The organism is Clostridium sp. JS66, from assembly GCF_033561535.1.
Lineage (GTDB): Bacteria > Bacillota > Clostridia > Clostridiales > Clostridiaceae > Clostridium_AM > Clostridium_AM carboxidivorans.
The window spans coordinates 4,286,898-4,312,228 of the sequence record NZ_CP131467.1; the positions used below are offsets into that span (position 1 = coordinate 4,286,898).

The window sequence follows — 25,331 nt, forward strand, 5'->3', positions numbered from 1 at the left end:
ATAAAATTTAACTTATTTATTTCATCTAATACATTTGCGCATTATCTGTGTATCACGTTATTATTCAAAAGAAAACTCTAATGTGTCATTTGCTTCAGAATTATTTCCATTAGAAGCACTATCATCATCGAAATCTATAATAACACTTCTTGCTTTATCTCTTGATTGTTTTCTTTTAGATTTATCATCTAACGCTAATTTTATCAATTTAATTGATTCAGTAGGAGTTCCACAGCCACCAAGAACAACTACATTAAATGAATTGTTATAAGTTACATATGTACTTTTGTAAACTTCAAAGCATTTAGTAATTTCATTTGCATCATAAGCGTCTATTTTTAGATTTATACCTAAATAATCACAATCGTATATATCTGGTTGAGCAAATACACTGTTCTTTATAGCAAAATCAATAGCGCTTTTCGCATCTTTTAATCCATCAAAAAGTTTTAAAACAACTCCAGCTCCATCAGCTGTATTTATCCTAAACGAATCTTTTTTATCAATATTTCCATCTGCATGAACGCCCATCAAGTTATATGCTAAATCTAAACTGTCAACTACTTCACCATTTATTTCTGTGTATGTATTTCTTTTATTATTGTCTACAAACTTAACATCGCTAATTAAATTCATTACGCTATTGATATCATTCCAACATTCTAAAGTATTTTTAAATGCTAATTGATCTTCTGATAAACTTGGTAAAATTCCTACTACATTTATTTTTGTAGTTGGAACAGCAGACGCAGCTATTTGAACGAATGTTTTTATTGCTCCAGATCCTGTTCCTCCTGCAAAGCTTGCAAAGATGACCATAACTTCTGTTTGAGGATATTTTTTTAATAAAGTTCCTATTGCATTTGCATTATCTCTTATCATTTCCTTTGATTTTCTTCTATCTCTTCCTGATCCATCAGTACCTGGATATAGATAAACATTTTTATCTATATTTGCATTCTTTAATGGTTTAATATCTAATGCGCTACTATTAAAAAATAATCCATTGTAAGAGCTGTTTTTACTCAATAAACCATCTACAATATTTCCAGCACCTTGTCCTAATCCAATTAATAACATTTTACTCTTTTCCATAATTAATATAATCCTCCATTTTCACCACATACTTTTTTATTTGTTTTTAAGAATTTTAATTTCTTAAAACCTTGTTGATTAAATTATAATTATTAGTGAACATCCATCAAACACCAAGACAATTTACAGAGTATTAGAAATTTTTTCAAATTAAAAGCCAATTACTGTATTTAATAGATTTTCTTAAATCTACTAAATAGTAATTGGCCGGTTGCACTACTAACTCCAAATTTCTCAAGTGCCCAATTTAAAGAAATTCTTCACTGTTTCCTTAATTAATATTTTTCAAAATCTTTACTATAATAACATATTTCTATAGTTATGTCAAGTTTTAGTAAATAATTTTATTTTTTAATTACTCCGTTATGAATTCAGTTAAAATTTTTATCCACGAAGGGTTTCGCCCACAATTCGAAAGGGCACATTTATCCCCTTAACTTTTTATCTAAAATTTTAAAGTTATCTATAAATAAATTGACTAAGATTTCTTTCTTTAAAAAAACTTTATATAACTTTTTTGCCATTGCATTACGCAACCTGTAAATGGTATACCTGCTGTATAGGTTTACTTCATATCGTTTTTTATTCTGCCTTTATGTTGTTCTATACTTTTTAATAATTTCATTTTGACTGCTTTTATAATCTACTATTTTTTTTAGTCCTTTTGCAGTATCTAAATTTTCTAATTGTGATACATTTTTATCTGCCAACATTCTCTTCTTCTTATCATCATAGATTTTCTTAGCTTTTTTATATTGCCTATTATTACTTATTCCCATTTCATTTAAATATTCCTGTGCCTGATTATATGCTTCAACTTGTGTTCCCATTGCCTTTTTGTATATATTTCCATAAAATGAGTTGGTCAGGCACTCCACTGTATAACTATATTTACCTACTATGTCTAATTTTTCTCTAGCCTTTTCGAGGCGCCTTCCTTCCTCTTCTAATTCAATTATTTGTTGCTTTAAATTTATTTCTTTTTCAACTTCAGCCATTTTATTTTCAATATTATACAATTCATTTATATCCCTTAACTTATCAGCTATATTTGGATCTAGCTCTACCATAGCATTTTTAGTGATCTCTTTTACTTTATTCTCTATAAATGAATTATGTTCTGCCAAATCCCTTTTCTTATCTACTACATTATGTTTTTCCATATAAACAAATTTTTCTTTCATATAATCTATCTTATCATCAATTTCACTCTTACCCCGCACACCAAGTAGACTAATTTCATTATCTAAATTCCTTATAGCTATATTCATTTCTTTCATTTTTTCTTCACAAAAAGCCTGCATCTCCTTATTACTACTGTATTCAATAATAACCTTTAATTCATTCTTAGCTTTAAGGTTACAAATAAGTTCCTTTTTCAATTGTTCTAAAGTCTTCTTTGGCCTTTTATTCTTACTTTCCAAATTATTATTAAGAGATTTACCTACTGCATTAGAATTATTTCTAACTTGTCCTGTATTTGTTGTGTTATTCCTAGTATCTTTAATTTCTTTTCCTTGCTTTGTTTTATTTTTATTCTCTATCACTTTTAAAGTTTTATTTGTTTCTTTATTTGAATTTGTATTGTTTTCGTTTTCATTCTCATTTAATAAATTCTCATCAACTCCAATTTCCTGAGCTTTATCATCCAAATAAGAATTTTCATCTATATCAATATCTACCAAGTTACTATTCTTCTTAATGATCTCATCTCGTTTGTTTTTATACTTAACTATCTTTTCAAATTCTTTTGTATTATCTAAATTTGTTACCTCTGATATATTTTTTAATTTTAGCAGCTTTTGCTCTTTATCATCATATATGCTTTTAGCTTTATTATAATCATCCCAATTATTTATTTTCATTGATGCTAAATCATTTTGAACTTGATTATACTCTTTTATCTCTTTTTCGTATTTTTTCTCATAGGAATTTTTAAATAGCTCATTATCTTTATGTTTCTCCTTTGTAACCATTATAGGTTCATATTTATGTAATACTTCTAGCTTTTCTTTAGCCCCTTTTAAAACCTTTAATTCTTTTTGCGATTCAATTAAATATTTCTTTAATTCTATTTTATTTTGAATTTCCACTATTCTATTTTCTATGCTGTATAATTCATTTATAGCATTTAGATCATTATACATATTCGAATTTATATCTTCCATAATACTTTTAACGATTTTCTTTATTTCATTTTCTTTATTGCTATCATTTAACGGATGATTTTCTTTAAGATATCTTTCCTCATTCCTTAATTTTTGTCTTAAATATTCTATCTTATCATCAGTTCTATCCTCATCAATAACACCAATAACATTAATCTCATTATCTAAATTTTCTATATTTGCATTTACTAATTTTACTTTCTCTTTATAGAAGTAGTGTGTAATTTTATCACCATCATATGCAAAAATGCTCTTTAATTCATCTTTAGCTCTAAGATTACAAATGAATTCTTTTTTTAGTTGATCTAATTTCCTTGTACCAATTTCCTTATATTTTTGATAGGCACTATAAGAATCAGAAATCTGATTGCTCTCCATATTAAGATTAGTTCTAATTTGTTCAAGTTTTTCTACATTGTTTTTATTGCTTTCAATCCTTTTTCTTAATTCCAATTCATTTTTAATATCTGTTGCTTTTAACATTTCTTTAGTTTTTTCATACTTAGCTATATTATCCATATTTTCATTTAATACATTTTCATCAAATCCAGATAATTCATATTTCGTATATACCTCCTCAAGAGCTTTAACAGTATTTTTAACTTTCTCTAGATTTGTTTTTTCTTGAGTAAAAGTATTTATTTGATGATTTATTTCTCTAATTTTATCTTGCAAATGCTTAATACTTTCAGATAAGTCATCTTCATTTGGAAACTTACCATATATTTTACATAATTCTTGTACTTTTTTATGTTCTACTTCATTTATACCTTCTATTTCTGGAATTTGTATATTGCCAAGCCATCCATAACTTCCTTTATTAACGTCATTATTGCAATTTTCTGAGCTCCTTTCTTGATCTATTGTAATATAGATACTCTTTAATCTTTCTTTAACAATATCCAATCTAACAATTACTTCTGCACCATCTATAACATGTTTTATACATAGAGGATATTGTAAATTTTTTTCTACACTAATTTTACTTTTTTCATCCATTATTTCTATTAAATTTGAATTTTTTATCTCCTCTATTGTCATTGATGGCTTAATTAAATATTTTTCATTTAATATTAATTCCATTGTATTTATACTAGTTTTTGTATCCACTTTATCATCTCCTTTTTTTATCCCATAATTAGTGGTTGTAACGTTCTCTCTTCTACAAGTTCCAGATTACAACTACACACATTTAAAAATTGTTTTCTTACAAATACCACCCCCTTAGGGTTATTTTACTATTTAATATTTTATTTGGCAATTATTTTTGTCATAATTATCCTATATTTCATGTTTTTATTCTATATTTCATGTTTTTAATACACTTAATAATATTAAATCTTATCATATCTTATTTTCACACTTTTTGCATTATACTAATATATATCCATTTGTACTTAAGGAACACCACCTAAAACAAATTAAAGAAAAAATTAATTATAAACAATTATATAAAAATTGTATCCAGTAAAACCTCTTTCAAATACTCTTGGTAAATCTTCCTCGCAATACCTGCTCCTGTATCCTCAATTACAAGCACCTTTTGGGAAGTATCCTCCATATATTATGATCTCTAATATACCATAACAGAATTTGCAAAAAAGATTTTTATTTCATATTATTCCACCAAAGGAATATGTCCTTCTTATTAATGCCTTTGCCACAAGAATATTTAAATCAAAAGGTTTAGAAATAAAGTCATCACCGCCCATATTTACAGCCATAATGATATTCATACTATCAGACATGGAAGAAATAAAAATAATAGGAACCTTTTATAATTTACGAATTTCACTACACCAATGATAACCATTGAACCATAATTACATATGATTTAAATATTTGTCTTTTTTAACTTGACACAAATCAATAAAGATAATAACCTAATAAAGGTAAGGACTACCAGTAATAAAAGTTCAAAATTGGAGGAATATAACATGGAATCTATAAAATTAAAATCAAGTTGGCTTAATAAATGCTTAATGAAATACTTTAGCAAAGAAGTTATTTTACAGGAGGATTTAGATAAAATCAAATATTTACACCTTAGTTCTACATATGAAGAATGCATGATTAGTTTAGAAACTCCACCAAAAAGAGTCATACATCCTAATAGCGGTGACCAATGGTGTGATTGCTGTGACTGGAACGTAGAAAATTTAAAAAAGTTAGATGATCTAATAAAAATAGACAAGTATGATTATATTTATAGTATTGAGTTAATCAATGAAGAAGCAGATGTTAAAGATGAAATTGCTGAAAAAGTAGAACTAGAAACTGCTGAATTTGAAAAGTCTATAACTAATGTAGGAGAATTAGTTGAAGTGGAAGATGAAGACTATATTTCTGAAGATGATGATGAATCAGAAGATAATATAATATTTAGTGAAGATCTAAAATACTTTAGGAATTTAGAGGAACTGCGTTTATCAGTATGCTCAGATATCTATTCTCTAGGCTTTTTAAACAATATGCCTAACCTTAGGATTTTAGAATTGAGTGAAGTGCAGCTTAAAGACAAAAATGGTTTTGAAAGCCTTCTAAACTTAAAACAGTTATCTATTTGGGGAGATTAAAAAGTAAAAATTAATTGTGTTAGCCAACTTTCTAATTATATTCTTCATAACAACTTTAGAAAGTTGGCATTTTGCAATCTAGCCTTTGAACTTATAAATCAATGCTTCAATAATTAATAACACTAAATTTAATCTTTTACCTATAAAAACAAAATAATTTGTTTTTATATCATATTATGAAACAATGTTAACAAATTCTTTATTAATAAATGCTTCAATATTTCTGCCCAAAAGATCCATAAGTCTTTGCCTTGATTCAATACATTTCCATCCTATATGTGGAGTAAGAATAACATTTTTCATATTAAAAAGTGGATTGTTTAATTCTGGAGGCTCTGGATCTTGAACATCAAGTGCTGCTCCTGCAATTTTTTTATTTTTCAAGGCTTCAATCAGGTCTACTTCTTTTATAATAGCCCCCCTAGAAGTATTTATAATGAAGGCTGATGGTTTCATAAGTTCTAGTTTGGATTTATCAATGAGATGTCTTGTTTCAGGCGTAAGTGGACAATGTAAAGTAATGAAATCGCTTTCTTTGAGAAGTTCTTCAAGATTTACAAATCTTATTTTTGAATCTCCTAAATCTTTATTGGTTCTGCTATACACAAGTACTTTCATTCCTAAAGCCCTTGCTATTTTCATAACCTGCTGACCAATAGCTCCTGCTCCAATAACTCCAAGTACTTTATTTTGTAATTCAAAATGAGGAACTTGAAGATATTTAGTAAAATTATCATAATTTTTGTTTTCAATCATTCTCTGCTGATTTGATAATGAAGAACTTAAACTCAACATAAATGTAATAACTAACTGTGCCACTGCCTCCGTACTATAACCTGGTACATTACACACAAGTATGTTTTTTTCCTTTGCTGCTTCTATATCAATATTGTTGTAACCAGTACCAGCTTCACAAATTAACTTTACGCAAGGTGGAAATTGTTCAATTAAATCTCTGTCAATTGTCAGTTCTTTTGTAATTACGATATTTTGATCCTTTACCCTCTCTAAAATTTCTTCATTGCTGCTATCTTCATATTTGCTAACTTTACCTAACCTATTCAAGTATGAGAAATCGAGCTTATTGTCAAAATCTATTCTAGCCAAATTAAGAAATACAATATTACTCATTTTTTCCTCCTTTTATTTCAATTCTATTTAATTACTAGTATACTACTTTATAAAGATTTAAAACAAATAAATCTACCTATTAAATTTGTATTCATACCTTAATTTTGTAGCTTGTTCAAGTTTCTTCACCATACTATACCAAACCCTCTATTACTGCCATAAAATTTAGGATCTGCATCTAAAAAAGATCATTAAGAATTTTCATTTGTTGTTCCCAAGGATTTGACAACTTGAATAGAACTTTATACCAATAGTGAAATGTTAAAATACTAAACCTTTGTAATTTAAAAAATTATGTAACACAAATATTTAAATTCCTGTCCTTTCTTGCACATATTGAATGTCTATATAAAAACAGAATGTATTTCCTTTTTTTGAATACTTATAATAGTGAAAATAGTAACTGAGGAGGTAACGTTAATCAAGAAATACTTTAAAACAATTATATGAAAATATGGATTGACAGGGGGGGATTTTTTTATGTTGAAAAAGAAACCATATAAAATATTAAGTTGGATTATAGTACTAGCATTAATATTATCAAATTTTATAGGAGTAAATGGATTTAAAACTGTAAAAGCAGATGGGACAACCATTTCAAATGAAAAGTTTCAAAAGGTAAAAACAACATCAAATGTGCCTACATCAACAGACAAGGTGTTTGATTTTATTGGAATTACAGATTTTCATGGACAACTTTTAGATTCTACAGGAACAAAACAAGTAGGAGCAGCATTGGCGAAAGTTGTAAAAGATGTAAAAGCTAGCAATCCAGATAGAACATTGATTGTCGGTGGAGGTGATTTGTATCAAGGAACACCATTATCCAATGTACTTCATGGAGTTCCAGTTCAAAAAATGATGACAAACATAGGAATGGAAGCAACTGCTTTAGGAAATCATGAATTTGATTGGGGCTTAAAGACTATAGATGAAGAAACCATGAATGGTGCAGGTTATTCAGTGGTTTGTGCTAATATGTATAACAAAGTAACCAATAAAAGAAAGTATAACCCTTACAAAATATTCACAAAAGATGGAGTAAAAATAGCAGTAATTGGTGCAATATTAAAAGATGCTCCTACAATCATTCTGCCAGCCAATACGAAGGATTATACCTTCAAGGATGTGGCCACAGAAGTTAATTCTGCTGCTAAAGAAATTAGAGAAAATAATTTAGCAGATATTGTAGTTGCTACTATCCATGATGGTGGGGATTCATTAAATGATATAGTTTCAAAATTAAGTGGAGTAGATGTAGTGTTTGGAGGACATAACCATGCTTCACTAGATACAGTACTAAAAGATGCAGATGAAAAAAATGTACCAACCCTAAATGCAAAAGCTACAGGACAAGGATACATTGATTTGAAAGTTACCCTTAAAGCAGACAAAACATTGAGCTTTTCCACTGGAAATTATAAACCGCTTACAGTAAATGCTTCAACACCAATAGATCCAGAAGTAAAAGCAATAGTAGATAAAGCAAATGAGGATTTAAAACCTATATTCAATGAAGCAATTGGAACCACTACAAAAGCTTTAACAAAGGATCAAACAGATCAACCTTATGGAGAATCACAGCTTGGGAACTGGATGAGTGATGTTATAAAAAATTACGCAGAAGCAGATGTAGGCCTGCAAAATAACGGCGGTATTCGATTAAGTCCTATACCTGCAGGAAATATAACCGTAGGCACTATATTCTATCTTATGCCCTTTGATAATACAATTTGTACAGTAACTATGACTGGAGCTCAACTAAAAGTACTTTTAGAACAAGCTGTTCAGGATAATGGAAAGGGCATACAAATATCTGGTATTAAATTTGTATATGATTCCACTAAACCATCCTATAAGCCAGCAGTATTGGATGCGTCAGGCAATGTTGTAACTCCAGAAGTGGCCGGACAAAGGATAATAAAAATTTTAAGAGAAAAGGACAACTCTGCACTAAAGGATAGTGATGTATTAAAAGTAGCAGCACCAGATTTTATGGCAACTGGTGGAGATACATTTACAGAGTTTTCGATTCCAGAAATTAAGGCTACCTTTAAAGATTCGCTTCATACTGTAAGAGATGCCCTATTGGAGGATGTTCGAGCAAAGAAGACTATTACAGTTGTTATGAACAATAGAGTAGATAATCAAACTGCAGCAAGCCCTGCACAGGAAATGACTATTGCACAGGCAAGAGCTCAAAAAAGTGGAACTGCTACACTTACAGGAACAGTTTCTACTGTAAATGGTAAAAACATATTTATGCAGGAAGAAGTTTCAGGCACTACCTATGGAATTTGTGTATACAATTCAGCGAAAGCCTCTATAAATAAGGGAGATAAAATTAAAATAACAGGACCGCTATCTGAATATAAGGGACTTTTAGAAATTACACCAGCTTCAGCAGACAATGTTCAGATTATAAGTACAGGAAATATAATATCCCCTAAACTTGTAACTATTGGTGAAATTAATGAAGCCTTGGAAGGACAATTAATTGAATTAAAGAACGTCACTTTAACAAGTATAGATAATACAGCATCTTCTACCCTACAAGATGCAACAGGAACTATTTCAATATATAAAATGCCAACACTAACAAATATAGCAGTTAATGATAAAGTTGATGTTATTGCAGCAGTATCACAATTTTCCACTTCTCCTAAATTAAATGATGGATACCAGCTGTCAGTAGGAACAGCTGCTGACATATCAAAATCAGAGGTATCAGTAGCAGGTATAACTTTAAACAAAACAAATATAACTTTAGATCCAGCTAAAACAGAAAAGCTGATTGCTACAGTAACTCCAGAAAATGCAGCAAACAAAAAAGTAATTTGGAAAAGTGATAATGAAGCAGTAGCTACTGTAGATGAAACAGGAATGGTAAAAGCTATAGGAACTGGTATATCCAATATCAAGGCAATCACAGAAGATGGTAACTTTGAAGCAAATTGTAGGATAACAGTAACTGCTCCAATTGCTGTAAAAGGAATTCAACTTAATAAAAAACTTTTATTTTTAAAAAATGGAGAAAGTGAAACTTTAATTGCAACAGTACTTCCTAATGATGCCACCAATAAAAAAGTATCTTGGAAATCTAGCAATACTTCTATTGCCACAGTAGATGAAAATGGAAAAGTTACTGTAAATATCAATTCTAAATTATTATTAATAGGAACAGTAAAAATAACAGCTACCACAGATGATGGAAAATATAAAGCCGAAGCAATAGTGACTGCAGCAAAAGTTCCAGTTTTAGGTATCTTTTTAAACAAGAAGAAAGCTACAATAAAAGTGGGAGAAAGTGATACTTTAGTTGCAAAAATACTACCACAAAATGCAACAAATAAAAAAGTTATATGGAAATCTGATAATGAAAAGGTTGCAGTTGTAAGTGAAAATGGTGAAGTAAAAGCTTTAAGTACAGGAAATGCCAAAATAATAGTAACAACTTTAGATGGACCATTTAAGGATAGCTGTGATATTAAAGTCATTGCAGCAAATACCATACCTGTAACTGGAGTATGTATAGACAAAAAGTTACTAACTTTAAAAAATGGTGAGAGTAAAACTTTAACTGCAACAGTGACACCAGATAAAGCTACCAATAAAAAGATTGTATGGAAATCTAGTAATCCTTCCATTGCAACAGTAGATGAAAATGGAAAGGTTACAGCAAACATTACTTCTAAATTAATTTTTGTGGGCTTTGTAAAAATTACTGCAACTACAGTTGATGGTAACTATCAAGACGAGGACATAATTACAGTATTAAAATAAGGCAAATAGTAAACAGATTTAGCATTTTAAAGACATAAATCAAAAGGACTAACTAATTTGATATACTTCCTTTTAGGTAGACAGGTGAAACAATAATAACTTTCTATTTTTCATCTGTCTACTTTCCAAGAAGCAATTCACATCAAGAAATTTACATATAATATATTGTTTTGTAAATCAGTAACAAACTCAATATATTATAAAATTTATTCTTAGTGTAACAGACCCTTTTCATGTTGACTTTTTACTAATTCTCACTTATATTTATATCACCATCTGAAGATAAAAGATTAATATTCTTTTCTTTTAAAGAATGATCTACATTTGAGTCAAGATTATTAGTTACTTTTCCCATATGTGTTTTAGCAGATAAATTAAATTTTTCATCTTTAGGAAGTTTTAAATTTATATTTCCTAAATTTGAATTTACAGTAATATTACCACATATATTATTTAGTAAAATTTTGATATCACTGTCATGTACATCACACTTTATATCCTTTGAACTTGAATTCATTATTTTTATTTTGCTCAATTTAGATTTTATAGACAGCTTATTTTTATAACTTTTAGGTATATCAATATTTAAACTTAATCTTTCATAGCCGCCAAGGCAAACTGTACCTACTTTACTACTTGAAGTAATATTTAAAACATCATTTTCTATACCAGATTCAAAGTTATAAGCTCCAAATATAAATCCTTTTTGAGCCTTAGAAAAGCTGCATTTTACATTCTTTGAATCAGAAGCTGTAATATTAACATCAAAATCTCCATCTAATGATATTTCCTTTAAATTCTCTATTTCTTTTGAAGTAAATATTCTTTGTGAATTCTCAGCTTTAGTTGGCGAGAAAAATAATATACCCCCTGCCACAGCCAAAATCAGTACAAAAATTAATAACACTTTTTTTATCATGACTAGTACCTCCATATAATATGTTTTCAAGCTTTCAGTTTTATTCCGCATGCTAATTTTTCAAGCTTAATATGAGTATATACTGCTTGGATTAATGTATTATTAATGTAAAATTAACAGCAGCTTAATTTTATGATAATTTTTAATTTTACAGGAGTATACATTGAAGGGTTATTCTACTCATAAGCACATTCCTGCAAACTTTCATAACACTTTAATACCTTATCTTCCAAAACTTGACGTAAATTAGTAAGGATATTAAACTACTTAATATAGAAGGTCATCAAATGATTCTTAAGTTTAGGTGGAATTTTTTCAGTGGAAACTTAAAATCATGCATTCAGCAGCTTAGCAATTGGATAAATCAATACTAAAGATTATAGGGGGAGTTAAAAATATGAATTCAATTTTAATTGTAGATGACGACAAAGAAATTGTAGAATTAATAGATTTTTATATGAAGAATAATGGATACAATACCTATAAAGCATTTAATGGCAGAAAAGCATTAGAAACTTTTCAAAAGGAGCAAATAGATATTGTAATACTAGATATAATGATGCCTGGTCTTGATGGAAAAGATGTTTTAAGAAAAATTAGAGATAAAAGTAACACTCCTATAATATTCTTATCTGCTAAAGGCGAAGATATTGATAAAATTGATGGTCTATTCCTTGGTGCAGACGATTATCTTGCCAAGCCCTTTAATACTCTAGAACTTATTGCAAGAGTTAAAGCACTTTTAAGAAGAAGTACCATATTTAATAACACTAAGGAAGAAAGCAACCTCACAATTATTAATAAGCATCTAAAATTGGATGAAGAAAGCTGTAAAGTATATAAGAATGATGTGGAACTCCAGCTGACCTCCTTTGAGTATAAACTTATATGCTTTTTTATGAAAAATAAAAATAAGGTTTTCACTAAAGGTCAATTATATGAAGAGGTATGGGGACAATGCTATCTTGGAGATGAAAAAATTATAATGGTTTACATAAGTAAATTAAGAGAAAAAATAGAGGACAATCCTAAAGAACCTAATTTTATCAAGACTATAAGAGGTCTTGGCTATATATTTGAAGGTGATTAAATCATGAAGTTTAATTTTAATATTATTAAGAAAAAATTAGGTGTAAAAAACTTTCTTATAATAAATTGTTTAATAACCTTTCTAGTATTGTATGTAATTATACAGTTATCATATAAATCCTCAGCCTTTATAGTAAAAAAGCTTGTTTTTAATAATGAACAAATCAATAATATACCGATGTCTTCCTATTACAATGAAGACTTTGATAAAATAAAGTTAGGTTTTCTTTCTAAAATGGGTGCCTGGGAAGAAGTTCTCAATGAAGATAAAAAAGTAATATACATAAAGGGTGAAAAAAAAGATAATATAATGCAATACAATGATGAACAACTATTTAGATTATCTTCTGTTGGAAATTATTCATCTCAAAGTCCTTATTATGGAGAAGTATTTTCAGTAAAAGGAAAACATGGTGAACCCTATCTTTTCCTTTATAAAATTGATAGAAGGAAACTCACACTTTCCTTTATCTATAAACCTAATTTATATACTAAAGCTGACAGCCTTCTTTCTTTTAAGGTTTATGGAATACTATATTTAACTCAATTTCTTTATTTGTTAATAGGTCTATATATTTGCAGTCTTATAAGCTCAAAATTCATAACAAATCCCCTTAAAAATTTTATTCACAGCATAAAAAACTTAAAAAAGCTGGATTATGGCACTAGAGCTAATGTAAAAGGTTTAAAAGAACTTCAAGATGTTGAAACTGAATTTAATGAAATGGTAATAGAACTTGAAAAAGTTAAAGAAGAAAATAAAAGAATAGATGAAAGTAAAAAAAGACTTTTAGTTGATATATCTCATGATTTAAAAACACCTATAACCTCTATTCAAGGATTTTCCAAGCTTTTACTAGAAGAGAATGTAACCTTGGAGGAAAAAGAAAAATTCTTAAAGATAATACATAATAAAGCAATATATTCTGCAACTCTCATTGAAGATTTATTTGCACTTTCAAAACTGGAAGATTCAGAATACAGTCCTTCTTTAGCAAAGCTTAACTTTACTGAATGGCTTAGACGTCTTATTGTAGAATACTATGAAGAATTTCAAAATAAGCACTTTAACTTAGACCTCAACATAAGTGATTATCCTATTATATTTAAATTTGATGAAAAACTCATGAAAAGAGCACTCTCCAACATTTTTAATAATACTTTAAATCATAATGAAGATTACACAAAATTAAAGATTGCTTGTTATTTAGAAGATAATAATGTAATTTTACAAATTGGCAATAATGGACATTATATTGACAAATCAATTAGGGATACAATATTTGAACCCTTTGTGAAATCAGAAATTAGTGCTGGCGGAAGTGGTTTAGGCCTAGCTATAACGAAAAAGATTATAAAAAAACATGGTGGAGATATTAAACTTACTTCTAGTGAATCCCTAAATAATTTATTTATTATCTCTATTCCTCTTAAATTTTAGAATTTATTAATGTTAGATTAGCTTTATATTAAGGCTAATCTATTATTATTTTAAGTGAGTTTATCTAAGGTGTAAGTCCGATCTTTACTTCTATTTAAAATAAACAGATATTACATAGTTACTTTTATAAGGTGACCTGAAGTATTAAGGTGGATAAACATTAGATAATTTTACAACTTAAATTTAGGAGGAAATATTATGCTTTCAATTAAAAACGTTTCTAAAAAATACTCAAATAATTTTACAGCCCTTTCAAATTTCAATCTGGAATTGGAAAGAGGAATAATAGGTCTTTTAGGTGCAAATGGTGCTGGAAAATCAACATTAATGAAGATGATAGCCACAGTTTCAAAGCCAACAGAAGGTGTTATTACCTGGAATGGATGTGATATTCATAAAAATGGTGATGAACTTAGACATGCTTTAGGATATTTACCTCAAAGCTTTGGGGTATTTCCTAATTTAACTGCTGTTGAATTTTTAAAATACATGGCAGCTTTAAAAGGACTTAACATGAAAAAGGCAGTAAATAGAATAAATGAACTCATTGATTTGCTAAATCTTAGAGATGCTACAAATAAAAATATAGGAAATTATTCTGGTGGTATGAAACAGAGAATAGGCATTGCACAAGCACTGTTAAATGATCCTAAAATTCTTATAGTAGATGAACCTACCGTAGGATTAGATCCTAATGAGAGAATGAACTTTAGAAATCTAATTAATAGTTTATCAAAAGATAAAATAATAATCCTATCTACTCATATAGTGTCTGATGTAGAAGCTTCTGCTGAAAAAATAGTTCTTATTGATAAAGGTAAGCTCTTATGCTTTTGTAAAAATGAAGAACTTTTAAATTCATTAGAAGGAATGGTATGGGAATGTTTAACTGAAGACAGCCACCTTAAAGAAATAAAGGACAATTACATAACAGGAAATATAATAAGAAGAAGTGAAGGAATGGTTATAAGAGTAATATCAGAATCAAAACCCTTACAAGCTGCCTCAAGTGTGGCCCCTACTCTTGAAGATGCTTATATTTATTATACCTCAAGAAAAAGAGGTGGAAACATTGAATAGTCTATATGAAATTTACTACATAGGAATATCTGATTTTTTAGATAGGATAAGAAGCAAAAACACACTTATTATAAGTCTTTTAATGATGTATATATGTTATTTATTCTTTCCAGAAAACAACAGCAGTTTTTATTATACCTTGACTTATTCTTTTGAAGGATATTTTTATAGAGGTGTTTATAATTCTGTATGGCTTGGCTGGGTTTCTACTATGGCTTTTATTAGTGTTATAACTTTAATTGGATTTTACTTTGTTAGAAATTCTATAAAGAGAGAAAAAGAACTTTTAATAGGTGAAATAACAGCTTCCATAGGAACAAAATCCTGGATATTTATATTTGGAAAAGCCTTTGGCAATTTACTATTTCTTCTCACTCAAATGCTTGTAGTTGTTGTAATTACTGTTTTAATGCAATTTGCTAGAGGTGAAAGCTATTATTTGCAACCAGTTAAACTTTTAACACCATTTTTAATATTAGCAGTACCAGCTTGCTTTCTTACAGCAGTTATAGCAATAATTTTTGAAGTCATTCCTTTTCTAAGAAACTCCTTTGGAAATGTAGTTTACTTCTTTACTTGGTCTGGAATAATCATATATTCTATTCAAAACAGAACTTCTACTTTAGCAGATGTTTTTGGGATGAATACTGCTGCCAAAATAATATCAAAACAATTAAAGCATACTTTTAAAGAGTTTGATAATATAGATTCTTTCAGTCTTGGCACAAATGGACCCCTTCATGAAAATATTAAAACTTTTATAATGAACAATGTAAACATTGGTTTAAACATATTGTTCCAAAGATTATTTTGGATCTTTATAGGAATCCTTTTACTTTTTTTAGCCTCCATGTTTTTCAAAAGTAATTCTCTTATTAGAACAAAACCATCTACAATAGCTAGTAAGCTTACAAAAGAAGCAAAATATATTCCTTGTAAAAAAACAGTTTTGACTGAGATTTTTGAAAACAAAACTTATATGAATAACCTTAGCGTACTAAAAAGTAATCTTAAAATTATAATTGTTTCACCTAATTTATACTGGTATGCAGCTATTATTTTCTGCTCTATAGGAATATTTTTTGCAGATGGTGATAACTTAAATAAATTTTTAATTCCTATGGTATGGATTCTACCTGTTTTCATATGGTCTAAACTAGCTACTGTTCAAAGAGCTTTTAATATGGAAGATTATCTTTTAACTTATAAAAATTATAGAAATGTAGAGCCTTTAAATTCAGCTGTTGCTGGAATTTTATTCACTGTATTTATAAATATATCTATAATAATAAAATTTTTAATGATCCATAATTTTTTAGGTATTACCTATATTTTAATAGGAATTTTCTTTGTAAATGCCTTAGCCATTTTTATTGGAAACATTGTTGGAAGTTCTACTGCCTTTGAAATAACTTATATTATTTTATGGTATCTAGGTATATTAAATAGCTTACCAAATTTAGACTTCCTTGGACTTACCTCAAAGGCTGTAAGGTCTCATATTCCAATTATATTTTTAGCTATTGGAGTTTGCCTTACAGTTGCTTCAATGGTTATTAAAAATATTAGACTTAAAAGTTATTAATTATTTTTTCAACCCTAGAGAAGTTGTTCATGACGATCTGAAAAATCGCTAATAGAACAACTTTTAAATTTCTATAAAAAAACTATTCCTGCGCAAATTATTATAAAAACATTCACAACTACCATAATAAGATTAATAATGGAACCAACCTTAAAAAAGCTATTTTCCCATGTTTTTGCTACTGAACGGCATAAAAACCAACCTACTATTCCTACAAACGGTGAAATAAAAAATATTAAGCCATGGAAAGGTTCCAGTGCTGGAATCTTTATAGCATTAAATATAAATAGTAAAATAATTAATGGTATTATAATAGAAATAATACCAAGTACTTTTTTAGTTGCTTTAACAATATAGTCAATATTCATGTTTTAAATTTTCTCCTATCCCCATTAGTACTTCATAATATTTTTAGTAATATCATTTAGTGAAACTAAATTTCCAATGTCACTAAAGCTATCCATGTTATTATTCATATTATTTATATATACAGGTACATATTCATACTCACAATCTGTATGAATACTTTTCATGTCTAATGAAATTTGTTTAACATCTTCATAATTTTTGTCATAGTATTTTTTAGCAATAGATTTACCATTAACAATATACTGTAAAACCGTATTCCTTGTGGTTTTAGAAAAAGATATATACCTTTTATCCTCTAAACTTAGAAAAAAGCATTGAGCCTCTATTTGAATCTTTCTTATTCCACAAAGTGTAAAAAATTCGGTAAGTATTCTTTTATCTACTGTAAGGTCTATGCCGTCATCTGGAACAATAATGGTTAAATTTCTTATTTTTAAATTTTTAACTACTTCTTTCATATCCTTCATATAATTTTTATCTTCATCAAATAAATGATGATAAAAAGGTACATTAGGTACAAAGGATGCAAAATCAATTATATTCTCTAAATTTTCTCCCTCTTTTTTAATAATAAAACTTTTATCACTGATTATTATATAAAATTTAGCAGATTCAAACATATATCTAAATTACCTCTCTTACTTTTCTTATTATAGTAATTGTTTGTCCATAATTTACTTATTAATATTTTAATTTAGTGTATTTATTTAAAGTTTCAAGGATATAGCAGCTATGCTATATCTTTTTTCTAACAAGTAAATTAAAATGTTTCGAAAAATATTCGGTATTTTCAATATCATATACTGTTTTCTCAATAGGTATACTTACAAATTCAAAATCGGAAAAATATTTTTTTATGTCTTCAATATCTACATAAAAATGTGGAACATTTCTTTCTGTATCACGTTCATCCATCAATATTGTGTTATTATCAATTCGCTTATAGTTATCAGCCCTTTGATATGAAAATGTATTCTTTGAAATAAGAGTAACAAACAGCTCTCCTTTACTTTTTAATATTCTTTTTATTTCATTAAGCGACTTAATAAATCCATTAGTGTCAGTATGATATATAACATTATAAGCCATTACACAATCAAAAGAATCATTTTCAAAAGGCAAATTTAACATGTCACAAATGTCTACTGAAATATTTACTTTTTCTTCTTTTGCCCACTTTCTCAGATGATTAACTGCATATTTAGATAAGTCTAAAGAATTAACTTCAAAACCTTTCTTACTAAAATAAATAGAATGTCTACCCAATCCGCAACCCAAATCAAGAAATTTATTAAAGCCTTTTGATTTCCATAATTCAGCTAAATAGTATGCTTCTATTGATGGTACCAACCAGCCATCACTTTCATTTTTGCTCCAATCCCACTCCTTTGATTTAATCATAATTTTAATCCTCCCTTATTATTTTGTTGATTTTTCTATAAAATTAATGCTATCATCTATTAATTTACCATATAAAAACACTTTCATGTAAGTATATACTTGATAAACTTACATCATATATAGAAGTTACATCCTATATTCTTTAATTATATTAGCATAAAACTTTTTTGTAACACTTTTTGACATTACCAATATATTGACAAGATAGTACCTAGCTAACTTATTAAAGGTGCCTTTATAAATGGAATTTTGTTCTATCAAAAATAATCTCTAAAAAACAATAAATATTGATCATTATATAACATAGACATAAGTATCATGAGTAAGACATAAAATGGTAGGGTATCATAAAAACATATGAAATTTTAAGGAGGAAATATAATGAAAATAGTTGTTATAGGTTGTACACATGCTGGAACTGCAGCTATAGTAAATTGTGCTAAATTATATCCAGATGCAAAAATAACTGTATATGAAAGAAATGATACAATTTCATTTTTATCTTGTGGCATAGCATTATACGTAGCAGGAATAGTAAAAGATCCTAAGGGATTATTTTACAGTTCACCAGAGAAACTAGCTGAACTTCGAGTATCCACGAAAATGTCTCATGATGTAGTATCCGTTGACATAGCTGAGAAAAAACTTAAGGTTCGTAATTTAAAATCAAAAGAAGAGTTTGAAGATACTTTTGATAAATTAATAGTAACAACTGGTTCATGGCCAATACTTCCTAAAGTTGATGGGAGCAATTTAGAAAATATATTGATATCGAAAAATTATTACCATTCAAATACTATAATTGAAAAATCCCAAAACGCCAACAATATAGTGGTTATAGGTGCAGGATATATAGGTGTTGAACTGGTAGAAGCCTTTGAGATGAATAATAAAAAGGTAACGCTAATTGATAGTCAGGATCGTATTTTAAGTAAATATTTAGATAAAGAATTTACAGATAAAGCAGAAAAAGCTTTATCAGACCATGCTATAAAATTGGCTTTAGGTGAAACAGTTATAAGATTTGAGGGCACAGATGGAAAAGTTTCAAAAGTAATTACAAATAAGGGCCAATATGAAGCAGATTTAGTTATACTTTCTATTGGTTTCAAACCAAGCACAGAACTATTTAAAGGACAGCTTGAAATGTTAGGCAATGGTGCTATTGTGGTAGACGAATATATGCATACCAGCAAGGAAGATATATATGCAGCTGGAGATAGCTGCGCTGTTAAATATAATCCAATAGGAAAGCAAGAATATATTCCACTAGCTACAAATGCAGTTCGTATGGGTACGTTAGTTGCTAGAAACTTAGTTAAGCCAACTACGAAATATATGGGTACTCAAGGAACTTCCGGAATTAAAATCTATGATTATAACATAGCTTCTACAGGCTTAACTGAAAATTCCGCTAAAACATATGGAATAAATGTCAAAACAGTAATAGTTGAAGATAACTACCGTCCAGAATTTATGCCTACTTATGATTTAGCACAACTAAAAGTAGTTTATGAAAAAGATTCTAGAAGAATTTTAGGTGCTCAAATTGTTTCAAAGGCAGATTTAACTCAGTCCATAAACACAATGTCAGTATGCATTCAAAATAAAATGACTATAGATGAACTGGCTTTTGTTGATTTCTTCTTCCAGCCACATTACAATAAACCTTGGAATTTGTTGAATTTAGCAGGATTAAGTGCTGAATAATACCTAAAAATAGCATTAAATTTCATAATAAGAAACGATTATATTCTCTACATAGTCGCTTCTTGTTGTGAACTTTAATGGAAGCTTATTTATACCAAGACATGTACTTGCTACGTTTGTTAAAACACGGATATCATACTGACTTAGGAACACAGAATCTACTTTCTTTCCCAAATCAATTAGTGCAAATACAACACACACCATTACAAAAGGAATCCTTTTTAACTTATATTTCAATAACTTTATCTATAAAGTCCATACCTTCCATTAAGTGTGAAACAATAATTAGAATTCCATTAAAGCTCATGTTTCTTAAAATATTTAAAACAATTTCTCTTGTCTCCGCATCTACATTGGAAATTGGTTCATCAAGGATTAATATATCTTTTTCTGAAACCATAGATCTTATAAAAGCTATAATTTGTGCTTGTCCACCCGAAACCCCTGCAGTATTTTGAATTATTTCAGTATCTAGCCCCTTAGGCAGCCTGCTTACATACTCTTCTAAATGTAATTCTTTAATAATCATTTCTACATCTTCACGTTTTTTATTGGTTTGTCCATATAAGATATTATCTAATACAGTTCCCTTAAACAAAAAAATATTTTGACATACAATTCCTATTCTTTCTCTCAAATTTTTGATATCAATTTCCATTGAACTGATATTGTTATATAATATCTTTCCTTCAGTTTGATTGTATAATCCAAGAAGAAGTTTTATGAGAGTTGACTTTCCAGATCCATTTTCTCCTTTAATAAGAACCTTATCCCCTTTATTCATTTGGAAGTTTAAAGAATTCAATACTGTTTTATCATCATTATATTTAAAACTTACATTTTCAAACTTTAATGATTCTATATTTTCCTTAAGGCAATTATTCCTTCCATAATTCTCTTCCTCCATATCTAAAAGTTCATATATTCTTTCTATACTAAGGCATGCTGGTTTTATTGTAGTTCCTATAGTAGCTAAACCCTGTGTGCTTCCAAAAACTGTGCCTATATATAAAGAGAAAGAAGTGTACAATCCTACTGTAAATTGTCCTTTCAAAATTAAAAGTCCAGCAATAAGCAAAATCACAAGTGATCCAAAGTTATTTATAAGTCCTATATTTTCCATAAACATCACTATAGATTTACTTTGCTTTATACTAATTTTTATAAGTTCATCTAATTTATTTTTAAATTTTCTAAGGTGTGTTTCTTTTCCATTAAGTATTTTTATATCTTCAATTCCATTTATAATTTCGAAACATTCCCCATTTAGTATTGCATTTGATTCCATAGCCTCCATTGTATTTTTCATGAAATTTTTAGCTGAATTCTTTGCCGAAAAGAAAAATATAGGAGCTAAAAGAAGCACCACAAAAGCTAATTTATAGTTAATTGCAAACATAGCTGCAAGTGCCAAAACAGCATCTATAATGCTTAAAAATATACTAATAATTGAAGGTGAAAAAATACTTCCCACAGAACTACATTCTGATATTCTACTTTGAACATACCCTTTTTCGGTATTTGAAAGATAATTCATAGGCAAATCCATAACCTTATCCATAACAGAATATCTAAGTTCATTAACTACTAGGTTATTTATTTTTGCAAATATATACTTTGATAAAAATGAGATAATATATTTAAATATATAAAGTACTGCAATTACTCCAATATATACATATAATTCATTATAGCTTTTTTTATTTAAAAGCACCTTATCCATCAAATACCCTATTATATATGGAACAGGAGTAGCAGCAATAGAACTTAAAATTATACCAAAAGCTCCTATTCCAAAAAGCATCCAGTATTTTTTTATAAATGGTTTTAATTTTAATAAACTAGCTAGTTTACCCATAATAAAACGTCTTCCTCTCTTTTTCACATTGTTAATTTTCTTTTTATATCATTTTACTCAATACATACTATCTCTCATAACTTGCTTAATATTTATTCCAGATTCATTTTCTAATTCTTCTCTAATTATTTTGTAAGCTTCCTTTAATTTTTTATAATCTTCACTTAATACAGCTAAAAAATCATCAAAGGTATTATCTATATACCCTATTGAATTCAAAAATTCTCTACACTGACTGCTAGTTTCTTTACAATTCTTTCTTACTAATTCATTTTCCTTCATAACTTTAAACATCAAACCTAAATTATTCTTTATTTCTTTTTTTGTTTCTTCATCACCCTTTATTAATTTTCTGCACCTAATACTCCATTCCTCGTTCTGATTATTTTCTTTATTTTCCTGTGCTTTGTTAAAATTTTTGATAAAGGGGTGATTCTCATCCGGATCACCTAATTCATCTAAATACTCTACCATATCTAGCCATGCTTTTTTCTTTTCATCACTATCTACAACAACTCTAAAAAAAGGTTCATACATATATATTAAAATTTTGCCAAACCCACCTGGAAATTTTCTCATTATAGCAGTAGATATATATTCTTTCTTTTCTTCTATTGAAAGTTCTAATGTTTCTTTTAATCTTTTTACTTCCTCTCCAATTTGGTTATAATCCTCAGAATTTTTATCAATAATACATTGAATAACCATTTTGCTTTTCTCTAAATTATCTATATTTTTATTTATTTTGTTCTTAGTTTCTTCCATAACCTCCAATAGTGGTTTCCTACCTTCAATTACATTTTTTATTTCAATTATTGGAATATCCAACATTCTTAATGAAGCTATTAAATTAAGCTTTACAATATCTTCTTTTGTATACTCCCTATAGTTATTTTCAACATTTTTTAAAGGAGAAATTAATCCTTCATTTTCATAATACTTAATAGCTTTTTTAGTTAAGCCAGTTATTTCTGATACAACTTTAATGTTCACTAAACGTCCCTCCATTATTTACAAACAAATAAAAACACTATTTAAATTAAGTATAAACTTATACCTAAGGTATAAGTCAACATTTAATTTAAATAGTGTCATAAAGAATACTATGATAAATTTTAAAAATACTCTCTGGAAGATAAAAAACAAAAATTAGTTTGAATTTTAACTTTTATGTAGTGCTGTAGATAAAAGTTAAAATCCAAACTTCCACTATACTTTAAGTTGGGTTAAACATTCAAATATGAAAAACAATTTTATATATCCTTACACTTACTTTGTACAATAAATTGCAATTGCTTGTGATATAAATTCTGCTGTTCCTTTGCCATAACTATCAATATTTTTTTTAAAACGTTCATCCTGTAAATACATAAGCCCAAGGCCCTTTAAAATTTCATTAGTACATTTGTAAAATCTTTTTGTAATGTAATCCTGCCATTCTTTAACAAGTGCTTGAACTTCTTTACTGTCAGCACTTTTTTCCATATTCTCAGCAAAAGCCTTTAAAATCTTACCACCTTCTTCGTTTACCTGCTTCCATTGTTCTTTACCATACTTTTTAGTCTTTGTTTCACTTTCAACATAAGCATCAGTTTTTCCCCAGCGTTCTTTAACTTCCTTTGCATATTTCTTTTTTGTATTTTCAAAATCAATATTATCAAATTCTTTAAAACTCATATTACATTCTCCTTCTATTGTTTTTTCTACAAGCTTTATTAGCTTATCAATTCTTTTGCGTTTTTTAATAAGCAGCTCTTTATGTTTTTTTAGTGCTTCTGTTCTATCAAATGATGCACTTTTAACAATTTCTTTAATTTCATTAAGTGGAAAGTCCAACTCTTTAAAAAATAATATTTGCTGAAGCAGTTCAATAGCACCATCATCATATAAACGATAGCTAGCCTCAGAAACCTTGCTTGGCTTAAGCAAACCTATTTCATCATAATAATGAAGCGTTCTCACCGTAACTCCTGTTAATTTTGCAACCTCGTTAATTTTCAGTTCCAAAAATCCTGTACCTCCTTTAAAATATCCTCAGTTGGTGTGATGGTAGCTTCAAATATTGTCTTACCTGTCTTCTTAAGATAATATTTGATTAAAGAATATCCACAGGCATATCCTCCACAATAAGGCATACCAATTGGAGTACTACTCCCATTCAGCGCCATAATTTCATCTCCATAAAGAAATGCTGAAAGTTTATTAAAGTCGTCACAATTAATATTTTCCTTAATTGCAGGTTTAATAACATTTTCTAGTGTTTCTTCTGTGGTACTCGTAACCCACACTCCTATTTTATCCTCTCCATACATAAAAGCAGCAAAATTTTCTGCTAAACCTTCACTGACAATCATATCTCCTAATGTAATCTTATTACTCCACTTCATAAACTGCCATCTTACATTATGATTTGCTTCATGAGCAAGTGCTACTGGCAGCATTTTAAGTGATTTTTCGTTTGGAATAATTGTTCCTATGATGTATCCAGGAATTCCACCATCTCCACAATAATCACCACTCATTTTTGCCATTGGGTTTTGTGGATCATTTAGCAAAACAGTAAAAATATACTCTTTTACAGGAAGTGAAATACTATTAGCTTCAAATCCTTCAAATGTTTTTCTAATACTTTCTTCACAAGCTTTCCAAAACCCTTCATCACTAATTTTTTCAACATCACTAATTTGCTCGTTACCTATGTTATTTGGAGCAAAGGCTCCTGCCATAGTAGTTGCCATAACAACATCATACCCACCTGGCTTTTCTGCCTTAATTGGAACACCAATACAAGAATACTTAAATTCAAATGGTTTCATAAGCTCATAGCGATATATATCCTCACGTTGGCATGGCTTTGCTGAAATTATTTTTCTATAAATTCCATCCGATCTAATTGCTTTAATATTCATTTTATTACCTCTTTTCCTTTAGTATAGCTATACTATATACTATTACGTTACGTTAGAGTCAACATAAAAAAATTAACTATAACAAAGTAATTAAATGCGTACACTTAAAGTTAAAATCCAAACTTCCACTGAACCTTACGTCACTTATGATTATTATATTAAGTTAAGATTTTGTATGTGCAAAAGTTGAGTTTCTTAACTTTTAATGTTTATTTTT

General features: G+C 28.3%; 19 protein-coding genes, 1 pseudogene and 1 riboswitch. Of the genes and pseudogenes, 7 read left to right on the plus strand and 13 right to left on the minus strand.

All coding sequences use genetic code 11. The features are described from left to right. Positions 1 to 60: 60 nt before the first annotated feature. From Q6H37_RS19970 to Q6H37_RS19980, 3 genes and pseudogenes are all read right to left on the minus strand, one after another. On the minus strand, positions 61 to 1,095 hold the full coding sequence (locus tag Q6H37_RS19970) for a cell division protein FtsZ (RefSeq protein ID WP_318735740.1): 1,035 nt from the start codon (positions 1,093 to 1,095) through the stop codon (positions 61 to 63). Positions 1,096 to 1,293: 198 nt separating this feature from the next. Further along, positions 1,294 to 1,375, minus strand: a riboswitch (cyclic di-GMP riboswitch). 313 nt (positions 1,376 to 1,688) lie between these two features. Continuing rightward, a complete protein-coding gene (locus Q6H37_RS19975) occupies positions 1,689 to 4,373 on the minus strand; it encodes a hypothetical protein (protein ID WP_318735743.1) in 2,685 nt (894 codons plus the stop codon). A gap of 512 nt (positions 4,374 to 4,885) precedes the next feature. Then, positions 4,886 to 5,083 (minus strand): annotated as a pseudogene (locus Q6H37_RS19980) (response regulator); the annotation flags it as partial. A gap of 117 nt (positions 5,084 to 5,200) precedes the next feature. On the opposite strand from Q6H37_RS19980, the gene Q6H37_RS19985 reads away from it, so the two are divergent. Continuing rightward, on the plus strand, positions 5,201 to 5,839 hold the full coding sequence (locus tag Q6H37_RS19985; protein ID WP_318735746.1) for a hypothetical protein: 639 nt from the start codon (positions 5,201 to 5,203) through the stop codon (positions 5,837 to 5,839). A gap of 174 nt (positions 5,840 to 6,013) precedes the next feature. Here Q6H37_RS19985 and Q6H37_RS19990 read toward each other — a convergent pair whose 3' ends face one another. Further along, a complete protein-coding gene (locus Q6H37_RS19990) occupies positions 6,014 to 6,970 on the minus strand; it encodes an NAD(P)-dependent oxidoreductase (RefSeq protein ID WP_318735748.1) in 957 nt (318 codons plus the stop codon). 480 nt (positions 6,971 to 7,450) lie between these two features. Between Q6H37_RS19990 and Q6H37_RS19995 the strand changes: the two genes are divergently transcribed. Further along, positions 7,451 to 10,753, plus strand: coding sequence for an Ig-like domain-containing protein (locus Q6H37_RS19995; RefSeq protein WP_318735751.1), 3,303 nt, complete (start codon positions 7,451 to 7,453; stop codon positions 10,751 to 10,753). 247 nt (positions 10,754 to 11,000) lie between these two features. Here Q6H37_RS19995 and Q6H37_RS20000 read toward each other — a convergent pair whose 3' ends face one another. After that, the gene (locus tag Q6H37_RS20000; RefSeq protein WP_318735754.1) at positions 11,001 to 11,672 is read right to left on the minus strand and encodes a DUF4097 family beta strand repeat-containing protein; all 672 of its coding nucleotides are present in this window, start codon (positions 11,670 to 11,672) and stop codon (positions 11,001 to 11,003) included. 397 nt (positions 11,673 to 12,069) lie between these two features. Here Q6H37_RS20000 and Q6H37_RS20005 point away from each other — a divergent pair, with 397 nt between their 5' ends. The 4 genes from Q6H37_RS20005 (at position 12,070) to Q6H37_RS20020 (ending at position 16,867) form a co-directional block, all read left to right on the plus strand. Continuing rightward, positions 12,070 to 12,762 (plus strand): response regulator transcription factor, encoded by a 693-nt coding sequence (locus Q6H37_RS20005; protein WP_318735756.1) that lies wholly within the window; start codon positions 12,070 to 12,072, stop codon positions 12,760 to 12,762. A 3-nt stretch (positions 12,763 to 12,765) separates the two neighbouring features. After that, positions 12,766 to 14,202 carry a HAMP domain-containing sensor histidine kinase gene (locus tag Q6H37_RS20010; protein WP_318735758.1) on the plus strand — a complete coding sequence of 479 codons (1,437 nt, stop codon included), beginning with the start codon at positions 12,766 to 12,768 and terminating at the stop codon, positions 14,200 to 14,202. A gap of 198 nt (positions 14,203 to 14,400) precedes the next feature. Continuing rightward, positions 14,401 to 15,282 carry an ABC transporter ATP-binding protein gene (locus Q6H37_RS20015; RefSeq protein ID WP_318735761.1) on the plus strand — a complete coding sequence of 294 codons (882 nt, stop codon included), beginning with the start codon at positions 14,401 to 14,403 and terminating at the stop codon, positions 15,280 to 15,282. Continuing rightward, positions 15,275 to 16,867 (plus strand): hypothetical protein, encoded by a 1,593-nt coding sequence (locus tag Q6H37_RS20020; RefSeq protein WP_318735764.1) that lies wholly within the window; start codon positions 15,275 to 15,277, stop codon positions 16,865 to 16,867. Before Q6H37_RS20015 ends, Q6H37_RS20020 begins: the two co-directional genes overlap by 8 nt. Positions 16,868 to 16,938: 71 nt before the next feature. Here the strand turns inward: Q6H37_RS20020 and Q6H37_RS20025 are convergent, their stop codons facing one another. The 3 genes from Q6H37_RS20025 to Q6H37_RS20035 all read right to left on the minus strand — a co-directional run bounded on the left by Q6H37_RS20025 (position 16,939) and on the right by Q6H37_RS20035 (position 18,637). Continuing rightward, on the minus strand, positions 16,939 to 17,235 hold the full coding sequence (locus Q6H37_RS20025; RefSeq protein WP_318735765.1) for a hypothetical protein: 297 nt from the start codon (positions 17,233 to 17,235) through the stop codon (positions 16,939 to 16,941). A gap of 24 nt (positions 17,236 to 17,259) precedes the next feature. Then, positions 17,260 to 17,856, minus strand: a complete 597-nt coding sequence (locus tag Q6H37_RS20030) for a hypothetical protein (protein WP_318735768.1) — start codon at positions 17,854 to 17,856, stop codon at positions 17,260 to 17,262. Between the two features lie 115 nt (positions 17,857 to 17,971). Beyond that, on the minus strand, positions 17,972 to 18,637 hold the full coding sequence (locus Q6H37_RS20035; protein ID WP_318735772.1) for a class I SAM-dependent methyltransferase: 666 nt from the start codon (positions 18,635 to 18,637) through the stop codon (positions 17,972 to 17,974). A 381-nt stretch (positions 18,638 to 19,018) separates the two neighbouring features. Here Q6H37_RS20035 and Q6H37_RS20040 point away from each other — a divergent pair, with 381 nt between their 5' ends. Beyond that, positions 19,019 to 20,347: an FAD-dependent oxidoreductase gene (locus tag Q6H37_RS20040; protein WP_318735775.1), complete on the plus strand. Its 1,329-nt coding sequence runs from the start codon at positions 19,019 to 19,021 to the stop codon at positions 20,345 to 20,347. A gap of 15 nt (positions 20,348 to 20,362) precedes the next feature. On the opposite strand, the gene Q6H37_RS20045 is transcribed toward Q6H37_RS20040, so the two are convergent. From Q6H37_RS20045 to Q6H37_RS20065, 5 genes are all read right to left on the minus strand, one after another. Beyond that, positions 20,363 to 20,551, minus strand: a complete 189-nt coding sequence (locus tag Q6H37_RS20045; protein WP_318735777.1) for a hypothetical protein — start codon at positions 20,549 to 20,551, stop codon at positions 20,363 to 20,365. A gap of 22 nt (positions 20,552 to 20,573) precedes the next feature. Beyond that, a complete protein-coding gene (locus tag Q6H37_RS20050) occupies positions 20,574 to 22,205 on the minus strand; it encodes an ABC transporter ATP-binding protein (RefSeq protein ID WP_318735780.1) in 1,632 nt (543 codons plus the stop codon). Positions 22,206 to 22,262: 57 nt separating this feature from the next. Then, a complete protein-coding gene (locus Q6H37_RS20055; protein ID WP_318735782.1) occupies positions 22,263 to 23,198 on the minus strand; it encodes a MerR family transcriptional regulator in 936 nt (311 codons plus the stop codon). A gap of 276 nt (positions 23,199 to 23,474) precedes the next feature. After that, a complete protein-coding gene (locus Q6H37_RS20060; protein WP_412523878.1) occupies positions 23,475 to 24,212 on the minus strand; it encodes a MerR family transcriptional regulator in 738 nt (245 codons plus the stop codon). Further along, entirely contained in the window at positions 24,203 to 25,114 is a 912-nt protein-coding gene (locus Q6H37_RS20065; protein WP_318735784.1) for a DUF2268 domain-containing protein, read from the minus strand. The genes Q6H37_RS20060 and Q6H37_RS20065 overlap by 10 nt, the downstream gene beginning before the upstream one ends. Positions 25,115 to 25,331 lie beyond the last annotated feature (217 nt).